Source organism: Burkholderia sp. Bp8963 (genome assembly GCF_003854275.1).
GTDB lineage: Bacteria > Pseudomonadota > Gammaproteobacteria > Burkholderiales > Burkholderiaceae > Burkholderia.
In genome coordinates, this window is record NZ_QTQP01000038.1 from 66,114 (window position 1) to 76,947 (window position 10,834).

The 10,834-nt window shown below is 65.7% G+C and carries 12 protein-coding genes; 10 read left to right on the plus strand and 2 right to left on the minus strand.

Annotated features, from left to right (window positions below; genetic code table 11):
* Window positions 1-3 precede the first annotated feature (3 nt).
* Both hyi and gcl read right to left on the minus strand, forming a co-directional pair.
* The gene (gene hyi, locus DID96_RS26905; RefSeq protein ID WP_124602283.1) at window positions 4-813 is read right to left on the minus strand and encodes a hydroxypyruvate isomerase; all 810 of its coding nucleotides are present in this window, start codon (window positions 811-813) and stop codon (window positions 4-6) included.
* Between the two features lie 40 nt (window positions 814-853).
* Window positions 854-2,629, minus strand: coding sequence for a glyoxylate carboligase (gcl, locus tag DID96_RS26910; protein WP_124602284.1), 1,776 nt, complete (start codon window positions 2,627-2,629; stop codon window positions 854-856).
* A gap of 179 nt (window positions 2,630-2,808) precedes the next feature.
* Here gcl and DID96_RS26915 point away from each other — a divergent pair, with 179 nt between their 5' ends.
* From DID96_RS26915 to DID96_RS26960, 10 genes are all read left to right on the plus strand, one after another.
* Window positions 2,809-3,720 carry a LysR family transcriptional regulator gene (locus tag DID96_RS26915; protein ID WP_124602285.1) on the plus strand — a complete coding sequence of 304 codons (912 nt, stop codon included), beginning with the start codon at window positions 2,809-2,811 and terminating at the stop codon, window positions 3,718-3,720.
* Between the two features lie 374 nt (window positions 3,721-4,094).
* Window positions 4,095-4,751 (plus strand): RNA polymerase sigma factor, encoded by a 657-nt coding sequence (locus DID96_RS26920; protein ID WP_124602286.1) that lies wholly within the window; start codon window positions 4,095-4,097, stop codon window positions 4,749-4,751.
* Window positions 4,741-5,598, plus strand: coding sequence for an anti-sigma factor (locus DID96_RS26925; protein WP_124602287.1), 858 nt, complete (start codon window positions 4,741-4,743; stop codon window positions 5,596-5,598). Before DID96_RS26920 ends, DID96_RS26925 begins: the two co-directional genes overlap by 11 nt.
* Before the next feature lie 261 nt (window positions 5,599-5,859).
* The gene (rpsF, locus tag DID96_RS26930; protein WP_006402295.1) at window positions 5,860-6,234 is read left to right on the plus strand and encodes a 30S ribosomal protein S6; all 375 of its coding nucleotides are present in this window, start codon (window positions 5,860-5,862) and stop codon (window positions 6,232-6,234) included.
* 39 nt (window positions 6,235-6,273) lie between these two features.
* Window positions 6,274-6,573, plus strand: coding sequence for a primosomal replication protein N (priB, locus tag DID96_RS26935; RefSeq protein WP_060149888.1), 300 nt, complete (start codon window positions 6,274-6,276; stop codon window positions 6,571-6,573).
* Between the two features lie 2 nt (window positions 6,574-6,575).
* On the plus strand, window positions 6,576-6,851 hold the full coding sequence (rpsR, locus tag DID96_RS26940; protein WP_096503057.1) for a 30S ribosomal protein S18: 276 nt from the start codon (window positions 6,576-6,578) through the stop codon (window positions 6,849-6,851).
* Between the two features lie 27 nt (window positions 6,852-6,878).
* A complete protein-coding gene (rplI, locus tag DID96_RS26945) occupies window positions 6,879-7,331 on the plus strand; it encodes a 50S ribosomal protein L9 (RefSeq protein WP_124602288.1) in 453 nt (150 codons plus the stop codon).
* Between the two features lie 143 nt (window positions 7,332-7,474).
* The gene (locus DID96_RS26950; RefSeq protein ID WP_124602289.1) at window positions 7,475-8,857 is read left to right on the plus strand and encodes a replicative DNA helicase; all 1,383 of its coding nucleotides are present in this window, start codon (window positions 7,475-7,477) and stop codon (window positions 8,855-8,857) included.
* 140 nt (window positions 8,858-8,997) lie between these two features.
* Window positions 8,998-9,624 carry a DUF47 domain-containing protein gene (locus DID96_RS26955; protein ID WP_124602290.1) on the plus strand — a complete coding sequence of 209 codons (627 nt, stop codon included), beginning with the start codon at window positions 8,998-9,000 and terminating at the stop codon, window positions 9,622-9,624.
* Between the two features lie 10 nt (window positions 9,625-9,634).
* Window positions 9,635-10,645, plus strand: a complete 1,011-nt coding sequence (locus DID96_RS26960) for an inorganic phosphate transporter (protein WP_124602291.1) — start codon at window positions 9,635-9,637, stop codon at window positions 10,643-10,645.
* Window positions 10,646-10,834: the final 189 nt, after the last annotated feature.

A 10,834-nucleotide genomic window follows, 5' to 3' on the forward strand; every position in this document is an offset into this window, starting at 1 on the left:
TGCTCAGCCGGCGCGGCGTGTCGCGCCCGGCGCGCAGCCGGCGACGCTCTGCAGCCAGCCGAGTCCTTCCGTCGTGGTGGTGCGAGGCTTGTATTCGCAGCCGACGTAGCCGGCATAGCCGAGCCGGTCGAGCAACGCGAACAGGAACGCATAGTTGATCTCGCCCGTGCCCGGCTCGTTGCGGCCCGGGTTGTCCGCGAGCTGGACGTGGCCGATCGACGCGAGGTTGCGTTCGATCGTCGCGGCCAGTTCGCCTTCCATGCGCTGCATGTGATAGATGTCGTACTGCAGGAACAGGTTGTCCGAGCCGACCGCGCGGATCACGTCGAGCCCTTCGGACGAGCGGTTCAGTGCGAAGCCCGGGATGTCGAAGCTGTTGCACGGCTCGACGAGCAGGCGGATGCCTTCGCGCTTCAGCGCATCGGCGGCGAAACGCAGGTTGTCGACGATCGTGACGAAGGTCGTGTCGCGCGGCGTGCTCGCCGACGGAATCCCGACCAGGCAGTTCAGTTGCGGCACCTTCAGCGCCTTCGCGTACTCGATCGCGCGGCCGACGCCTTCCTGGAACTCGCCGACGCGATCAGGCAGGCACGCGATGCCGCGCTCGCCCTGGTCCCAGTTGCCGGCCGGCAGGTTGTGCAGCACGAGGCGCAGGCGATTCGTTTCGAGCCGCTCCGCGAGTTCCTCCTTCGCGTACGGATACGGGAACAGGAACTCGACGGCGTCGAAACCCGCGGCCGCTGCCGCGTTGAAGCGGTCGAGGAACGGCACTTCGTTGAACAGCATGGTCAGGTTTGCAGCAAACTTCGGCATGAGCTAAGCCTCTTCGGTCGGTCAGTAAGAAAGTTGCGGATCAGTCGAGCAGCGAGATCGCGGTCGGCGCGTGTTCGGCTTTCTCGGCAAGATCCTCGAACTCGTTGATCGCGTCGATCTCGGTGCCCATCGAGATGTTGGTTACGCGCTCGAGGATCACTTCGACGACCACCGGCACGCTGAACTTCTCCGCGAGCGCTTGCGCCTGCTTCAGCGCGGGCTCGATCTCTTCCGGCTTGAACACGCGCAGCGCCTTGCAGCCGAGGCCTTCGGCGACGGCGACGTGATCGACGCCATAGCCGTTCAGTTCCGGCGCGTTGACGTTGTCGAACGCGAGCTGCACGCAGTAGTCCATGTCGAACGCGCGCTGCGCCTGACGGATCAGCCCGAGGTACGAGTTGTTCACGACGACGTGCACGTACGGCAGCTTGAACTGCGCGCCGGCGGCGAGCTCCTCGATCATGAACTGGAAGTCGTAGTCGCCCGACAGCGCGACGATCGGGCGCCGCGGATCAGCCGCACGCACGCCGAGCGCGGCGGGGATCGTCCAGCCGAGCGGGCCGGCTTGCCCGCAGTTGATCCAGTTGCGCGCCTTGAACACGTGCAGGAACTGCGCGGCCGCGATCTGCGACAGGCCGATCGTGCTCACGTAGCACGTGTCGCGGCCGAACACCTTGTTCATTTCCTCGTACACGCGCTGCGGCTTCACCGGCACGTTGTCGAAGTGCGTCTTGCGCTGCAGCGTGCGCTTGCGTTCCTGGCATTCGGCGACCCACGCGCTGCGATCCTTCAGCTTGCCGGCCGCCTTCCATTCCCGGGCGACGGCGACGAACAGCTCGAGCGCGGCCTTCGCGTCGGACACGATGCCGAGATCCGGGCCGAACACGCGGCCGATCTGGGTCGGCTCGATGTCGACGTGCACGAACTTGCGGCCCTTCGTGTAGACGTCGACGCTGCCCGTGTGGCGGTTCGCCCAGCGGTTGCCGATGCCGAGCACGAAGTCGGACGCGAGCATCGTCGCGTTGCCGTAGCGGTGCGATGTCTGCAGGCCGACCATGCCCGCCATCAGCGGGTGGTCGTCCGGAATCGCGCCCCACGACATCAGCGTCGGGATCACCGGCACGCCGACCGTTTCCGCGAACGCGACGAGCAGATCCTCGGCCGCCGCGTTGAGCACGCCGCCACCCGACACGATCAGCGGCTTGTCCGCGTCGTTGAGCAGCGCGAGCGCCTTCTCGATCTGCGCGCGAGTCGCCGCGGGCTTGTAGACGGGCAGCGGCTCGTAGGTGTCGATGTCGAATTCGATCTCGGCAAGCTGCACGTCGATCGGCAGGTCGACCAGCACCGGGCCCGGACGGCCCGAGCGCATCAGGTGGAACGCCTGCTGGAACACGCGCGGCACGAGCGCCGGCTCGCGCACGGTGACGGCCCACTTCGTGACCGGCTTCGCGATCGACTCGATGTCGACCGCCTGGAAGTCTTCCTTGTAGAGGCGCGCGCGCGGCGCCTGGCCGGTGATCGCGAGGATCGGAATCGAGTCGGCCGATGCCGAGTAGAGGCCGGTGATCATGTCGGTGCCGGCCGGGCCCGACGTGCCGATGCACACGCCGATGTTGCCTGGTGCTGCGCGCGTATAGCCTTCGGCCATGTGCGACGCGCCCTCGACGTGGCGGGCCAGCACGTGGCTGATGCCGCCCGACTTGCGCATCGCGGAGTAGAACGGGTTGATCGCGGCGCCCGGCACGCCGAACGCGGTCTGGATGCCTTCCTTCTCGAGCACGAGTACGGCGGCGTCGACGGCTCTCATCTTGGCCATGAATGTCTCCTTGAATATGGCGGATCTTGCGAATCGGTCTGTTGGAGACACTTTAGGGATGCATGAAAGGTTTGATAAGATCAGCCGGAGTCGCTTTTTTCGAAACTAAAAGTATTGAATGACGGTGTATCGGGCCTCGCCCGGCTGTCATGAGCTTTGCATGGGACCGGAGACGCGAGATGGACCGCTTCAAGCAGATCGAGACGTTCGTGCGGGTCGCGGACGCAGGCAGCCTGGCGGCCGCGGCGCTCGAGGAGGGCGTGTCGCCGGTCGTGCTCGGCCGGCGCATCGACGCGCTGGAACAGCGCCTCGGCGTGAAGCTGATGTACCGCTCGACGCGCAGGCTCGTCGTCAGCGAGGAGGGTGCGGCGTTCCTCGAGCGATGCCGCGGGCTGCTCGCCGAGTGGGACCAGGCCGAGAACGAGCTGGCCGCCGGGCGGCGCTCGGTGAGCGGCCACCTGATCGTGTCGGCGCCGGCCGCGTTCGGCCGCAAGCACGTCGCGCCGCATGCGCCGGGCTTTCTCGCCGACAAGCCGGACATGCAGCTGTCGTTCAACCTGACCGACCGCGTCGTCGACCTCGTGCGCGAAGGCTACGACCTGTCGATCCGGATCGGGGGCGTGGTCGATCCGAACTTCGTCGCGGTGAAGCTCGCGTCGAACCGGCGCGTCGTGTGCGGCACGCCGGAGTATTTCCGCCGGCACGGCCGCCCGAAGACGCTCGACGACCTGCTCACGCACAACTGTCTCGCGTTCAACCTGCAAGGCGGCCAGAACCGCGGCTGGTATTTCCAGCGGCACGGCAAGATCGCGACGATGCGGGTGACCGGCAATCTCGACTGCAACGACGGCGAGCTGCTGCACCGCTGGGTATCGGAAAGCCTCGGGCTCGGCTGGCGCTCGACGTGGGAAATTGCCGCGCAGCTCGAAACGGGCGAACTCGAGACCGTGCTCGACGAATACGCGCTGCCCGACTACGACATCCTCGCCGTCTACCCGCAGCAGCGCTATGTGCCCGCGCGCGTGCGCTATTTCATCGACTACCTGCGCGACGCGTATGCGCGCCCCGGCTACTGGAGCAGCGCGCCGTAGCCGCGAGGAACCCGGCCGAGGCCGCGCCGGCAGCGGTCGCGGCGCTTGGTGGCCCGAACCCAGGCCCGAACCCAGGCCCGGACGCTGGCCCGGTGCCGACGGACGCGGCAAGCCGCGGGAGAATCGGGGTGCTTCGGGAAAGAAAAAGCGAGCGGCATGGCGGCTCCCTGGCGGGTGAACTCGGGGCATGCCTGTGATACCGGCCGCGTGCGGCGGCCATTCCCGGTTTATTTTTCGTCTCCCCGCACGTCCGGCGGGAATAAACTCGTTCAATGGGCAGTAAGGATGATTGACCGTGTGCGCATCGCCCGTCCGTCCGGGCGCTGCGTGCTGAACGGACGCGGCTGCGGCCGCACGGATCAACAGGAGGCGACGTGGGGCAATCCGGCCGGACGGTCGACGAACGGGCGGCGCTGGACGCGGCAGCGCGCGGCGAGCGCTTTCGCACGCTCGTGCTGCCGCACCTCGACGCCGCATACAACCTCGCGCGTTGGCTGAGCGGCAGCGCGAGCGACGCGGAGGACGTGGTCCAGGAGGCGTGCATGCGCGCGCTGCGCTTCGTCGACGGCTGCCGCGGCGACAATGCGCGGCCGTGGTTGCTGACGATCGTGCGCCACACCTGGTACACCGAATGGCGGCGGCGCACGCACGCGCACGAGGTCGCAACGCCCGAGGCGCTCGACGGGGTCGAATCGCCCGACGACTGGCATCCGGCGGCGGAGGACCCGCTCGCGCAGCTACTGCGCGGCGAGGACGCGCGCCTCGTGAACGCCGCGCTCGCGAAGCTGCCGGCCGAATACCGGGAAGTGCTCGTGCTGCGCGAAATGGAGGACCTGAGCTACCGCGAGATCGCGGCGATCGCGGACGTGCCGCTGGGCACCGTGATGTCGCGGCTCGCTCGCGGCCGCCGCCGGCTCGCCGCACTGCTTGCCGGCACGCGCGGCGAGCCGGCACGGGACACGGTACGCACGGCGGCGCCGAGCGGAAGCGGGACGGCCGGAACGGCATCGGAGGCCATCGATGGACTGTAACGAAGCGCGCGAACTGCTCGGCGCGGACGTCGACCGCGAGCTGTCGGCGCCCGACGCGTTGCGGATCCAGCATCACGTCGACGCATGCGACGCATGCCGGCACGAGCGCGACCGGATCGTCGCGCTGGGCCAGGCGGTCCGGCAGGCCAAATACCACCGCGCGCCCGACGCGCTGCGCGCACGCATCATCGCCGGGTTGCCGCCCGCGCCCGACGCGCCGCGCGCGGCCAGGCGCGAACCAGGCTGGCTCGAGCGGCTCGGCCTGCGTGGCGCGCGCGGTCCGGCGGGTGGCTCGGCGGGCGCGCTGCCGCGGCCGCGCGCCGTGGCGCTGCCGGGCCTCGGCTGGGGCGTCGCGCTGATGATCGCGCTCGCGGCGGGCGCGGGGATGACGCTGTCCGCACATCGTGCGCAGACTGATCGCACCGTCGACGAACTCGTCGCGAGCCACGTGCGGGCCGGCTTGTCGGCGCGCGACATCGACGTGATTTCGACCGACCGGCATACGGTGAAACCGTGGTTCAACGGGCGGCTTGACTATACGCCGCCCGTCGTGGACCTCACCGCGAGCGGCTTCGTGCTCGCGGGCGGCCGGCTCGACTATGTCGGGCAACGACGTATCGCGGTGCTCGTGTACCGCTACCGGCAGCACGTGATCGACGTCTATGTCCGGCCGGCCGGGCAGGGCGCAGCGTCGACGCCGTTTGCGACCGTGTCGCAGGGCTACTCGCTCGACCGTTGGGACGCGGCCGGGATGACGTGGTGGGCCGTGACCGATGCCGAACCGTCCGCGCTCGCGGCGTTCCGATCGGCGCTGGACGCGCGCCTCGGGGCGCCGCGTATCGAATGACTGCGCGAATGACTGCACGAATGACCGCGCGGTGCGGGTTGTGACCCCATCTCGATCCGCGCGGCCGACGCGCCGCCCGATTGCTGACTGCCCCGGTCGCCCCCGCTCGGGCGGATTCAAGTCGTTGAAAACACGGCCGAATCGCGTAGCGAAACCTGCATGAATCTTGCGCGCGCTCCGTATCCGGGTTAAAATCTTCGGCTTCTCACTTGCCACACCGGTTCAGACGCCCGGGTGGCTTCAATCCACAAGGAGTGTGTAATGCGTCATTACGAAATCGTATTCATCGTGCACCCCGATCAGAGCGAGCAAGTGCCCGCGATGATCGAGCGTTACAAGACCACGATCACGTCGCACGGTGGCCAGATCCACCGCGTCGAAGACTGGGGCCGTCGCCAACTGGCCTACATGATCGAGAAACTCGCGAAGGCTCACTACGTCTGCATGAACATCGAGTGCGACCAGACGACGCTCGACGAACTCGAACACGCGTTCAAGTTCAACGACGCCGTGCTGCGTCACCTCATCGTCAAGATGAAGAAGGCCGAGACCGGCCCGTCGCCGATGATGAAGGAAGTTCAGCGCGAAGAAGCCAAGAAGGCGGCTGCAGCTCAGCCGACCGAAGCGCAGGCTTAAGCTCGTAGTCGTTAAGCCATCAAGGAGCACGCCACTCACGTGAACAGGCTGCAATTGACCGCGAGCGTTGTCGAGCGCACACCGGTGCGGTACACCCCCGCCGGCGTTCCGATCGCAAGCGCGACATTGCATCACCGCACGGAAGTCGTCGAAGCCGGCATTCCCCGTCAGGTCGAAATGACGATCGAGGCGGTGGCGGCCGGGGAGGCGAGCGGCAGGCTGGAAAGCCGTGAAATGGGCGTCGAGACGCTGTTCACGGGCTTCCTGGCGAAGAAGAGCCGCAACGCGCGCACCTTGGTGTTTCACATCACAGCATTGCAGGACATTGGAAAGGACTGAACATGGCCCGCCCCACTGGTAAGAAATTCGACAAGCGTCGTCAGCAACAAAACCCGCTCTTCAAGCGCAAGAAGTTCTGCCGCTTCACGGCAGCCGGCGTCGAGCAGATCGACTACAAGGACACGGATACGCTGAAGGACTTCATCGGCGAAAACGGCAAGATCACGCCGGCTCGCCTGACGGGTACGAAGTCGCACTATCAGCGTCAGCTCGATACGGCAATCAAGCGTGCGCGTTTCCTCGCGCTGCTGCCGTACACCGATCAGCACAAGGCGTAACCCGGCGACGCAATAAGGAGAATTCGAATGCAAATCATTCTGTTGGAAAAAGTCGCCAATCTGGGCAACCTCGGCGATATCGTCAAGGTCAAGGACGGTTACGCACGCAACTTCCTGATCCCGAACCGCAAGGCTCGCCGCGCAACGAAGGAAGCGATCGCTGAATTCGAAGTGCGTCGCGCAGAGCTCGAGAAGATCGCCGCTGAAAAGCTGGCAGCTTCGCAGGCAGTCGGCGAGAAGCTGGCAGGCCAGTCGTTCGAAATCACGCAGAAGTCGGGCGTCGACGGCCGTCTGTTCGGCTCGGTCACGAACGCGGACATCGCTGAACTGCTGAAGAAGGCAGGCTACGACGTCGAGAAGGCGCAGGTTCGCCTGCCGGAAGGCCCGCTGAAGATGATCGGCGAGCACGCTGTCCAGGTTGCGCTGCACACGGACGTCGTCGTCGACGTCACGGTCAACGTGATCGGCGACCACGCGTAAGCGACACGCAGTCTTGCCGGGCGGCTCCCGCCGCCCGGATGAAGGGCAGGCGCCCGGGTAACCGGGGCCTGCCTTTTTTGTTGCCCGTCAATTTCTGTCGACCGTCTGGCGCCCCGGCTCCTGATTCGCGATAATCCCAACCCATGAATGCGCCGCAAGATCATCAAATCGAATCGCTGAAAGTCCCGCCGCACTCGGTCGAAGCCGAGCAGTCGGTGCTGGGCGGCCTGTTGCTCGACAATGCGGCATGGGACCGGATCGCCGACTATCTGTCGCAGGGCGATTTTTACCGCTACGACCACCGGATCATCTTCGAGCATATCGGCCGGCTGATCGCGGCGACGCGGCCGGCCGACGTGGTGACCGTGTACGAGGCGCTGACCACGTCGGGCAAGGCGGACGATGTCGGCGGGCTCGCGTACCTGAACGCGCTCGCACAGAACACGCCGAGCGCGGCGAACATCCGCCGCTATGCGGAAATCGTGCGCGACCGCGCGGTGCTGCGCCGGCTCGTGTCGGTGGCCGACGAGATTTCCGCCGATGCGTTCAATCCGCAGGGCAAGGAAGTCCGCCAGCTGCTCGACGAGGCGGAATCGAAGGTGTTCTCGATCGCCGAAGAGGGCGCGCGCGGCAACCAGGGCTTCCTCGAGATCGGTCCGCTGCTCACGCAGGTCGTCGAGCGGATCGACACGCTGTATCACACCGCGAATCCGAGCGACGTCACGGGCACGCCGACGGGTTTCGTCGATCTCGACCGGATGACGTCCGGGATGCACGGCGGCGAGCTGATCATCGTGGCCGGAAGACCGTCAATGGGAAAAACGGCCTTCTCGATGAACATCGGCGAATACGTCGCGGTGGAATATGGCCTGCCGGTCGCGGTGTTCTCGATGGAAATGCCGGGCACGCAGCTCGTGATGCGTATGCTCGGTTCGATCGGCCGGCTCGACCAGCACCGGATGCGGACCGGGCGCCTGACCGACGAGGACTGGCCGAAGCTCACGCACGCGGTGCAGAAGATGAGCGAGGCGCAGCTGTTCATCGACGAGACGGGCGGCCTGAACCCGATGGAACTGCGCTCGCGGGCGCGCCGGCTCGCGCGCCAGTGCGGCAAGCTCGGGCTCATCATCGTCGACTACCTGCAGCTGATGTCGGGTTCGTCGTCGGGCGAGAACCGCGCGACCGAAATTTCGGAAATTTCCCGTTCGCTGAAGAGTCTCGCGAAGGAACTCGACGTGCCGGTGATCGCACTGTCGCAGCTGAACCGCGGCCTCGAACAGCGGCCGAACAAACGCCCGGTGATGTCGGACCTGCGGGAATCGGGCGCAATCGAACAGGACGCGGACGTGATCCTGTTCATCTACCGGGACGAAGTCTACAACCCGGACAGCCCGGACAAGGGCACCGCCGAGATCATCATCGGCAAGCAGCGTAACGGCCCGATCGGGCCCGTTCGGCTCACGTTCCTGGGCCAATACACGAAGTTCGACAACTTTGCCGGGGCGCAGACCTTCTACGGCGAGTAACGCCGGATGTAAACCCCAATTTCACGAAACGTTGTATCCCGTCTTCGTGCGTGCGCGCGTCCCGTGCGCGCGCAGGACGGGAAACGGTACAATGTCGCCGATTTTCGTGACAGTCATTTGACAAATCTCTCAGGGATCCCATGTTTGGTCGATTCATGCCCACCGAGGGCAAGTTCTTTGAATATTTCAATGCGCACGCGAAGCACATCGTTGCCGCGGGTCGCGAGCTCGAACTGCTGATCGACAATCTCGCCGATGCCGAGATTCACAAGCAAAACGTGCAAACGGCCGAAAAGGCCGCCGACAAGTTGACGCACGAAGTGATCGACTTGCTCCACAAGACGTTCATCACGCCGCTCGACCGCGACGAGATCCACAAGCTGATCACGACGATGGACGACATCCTCGACCTGATGGAGGACGTCGCGACCGCTGTATCGCTGTACGACGTGCGCGTGGTGACGTCCGAGGCGAGCCAGCTCGCGCACATCGTCACGCAGGCGGTGCAGCACGTGCAGCAGGGCGTCGCGTTGCTGTCGGACATGAAGCAGTCCGCGCAGATTCTGAAGTCGTGCGAAGAGATCGATCGCTGGGAGTCGGAAGCGGACCGCGTGCTGCGCGCGGCGATGTCGAAGCTGTTCCGCGAAGAAGACGACGTGAAGACGCTGATCAAGCTGAAGGCGATCTACGAGCTGCTCGAAGAGATCACCGACAAATGCGAGGACGTCGCGAACATCATCGAAGGCATCGTGCTGGAAAACGCCTGAGCGGAACACGATGCATTCAATACAACTTGCCCTATGGATGGTCGCGGCGCTCGTGCTCGTCGCGCTCGTATTCGATTTCATGAACGGCTTCCACGACGCGGCGAACTCGATCGCCACCGTCGTGTCGACCGGGGTGCTGAAGCCCCAGCAGGCGGTGGCATTTGCCGCCGTGTTCAACGTCATCGCGTATTTCATCTTCCACCTGAAGGTCGCGCAGACCGTCGGCAAAGGCACGATCGACCCTGAGATCGTCGACCACTACGTCGTGTTCGGCGCGCTGATCGGCGCGATCGCCTGGAACGTGATCACCTGGTATTACGGGATCCCGTCGAGCTCGTCGCATGCGCTGATCGGCGGTCTCGTCGGCGCGGCACTCGCGAAATCCGGCTGGGGATCGCTGAACATCGACGGCCTGATGAAGACGATCGCATTCATCTTCATCTCGCCGCTGCTTGGCTTCATCCTCGGTTCGCTGTTCATGCTCGGCGTGTCGTGGCTGTACTTCCGTACCGCGCCGAGCAAGGTCGACCGCCGCTTCCGCCGCCTGCAGCTGCTGTCGGCCGGGCTGTACAGCCTCGGCCACGGCGGTAACGACGCACAGAAGACGATCGGCATCATCTGGATGCTGCTGATCGCGACCGGCTATGCGTCGGCGACCTCCGACGCGCCGCCGGCATGGGTGATCGGCGCGTGCTACCTGTCGATGGGCCTCGGCACGCTGTTCGGCGGTTGGCGGATCGTGCGCACGATGGGCCAGAAGATCACCAAGCTGAAGCCGGTCGGCGGCTTCTGCGCGGAGACGGGCGGCGCAATGACGCTGTTCATCGCGTCGTTCCTCGGCATTCCGGTGTCGACGACGCATACGATCACCGGCGCGATCGTCGGCGTCGGCGCGACGCAAAAGCTGTCGGCCGTGCGCTGGGGCGTCGCCGGCAACATCGTCTGGGCGTGGGTGCTGACGCTGCCGGCGTCCGCGGTGTTCGCAGCGGGCGGCTGGTGGCTCGGCCACCGGATCTTCTGATCGCGTTTCCGATCGCGTTGCGACACCGAAAGCGCCGCATGCCGACAGGCTGCGGCGTTTTTTTTGTGCGCCGAGCATGCGCAACAGCTTGGGGGTGCAAGTCCCCTGTCCAGCCTGATGGGGCGAAGGACTAGCGAAACGCAAGGGCGTCGTCGTGAGGCGGGGTCTGAAGGAAGCGTGTAGCAAAGC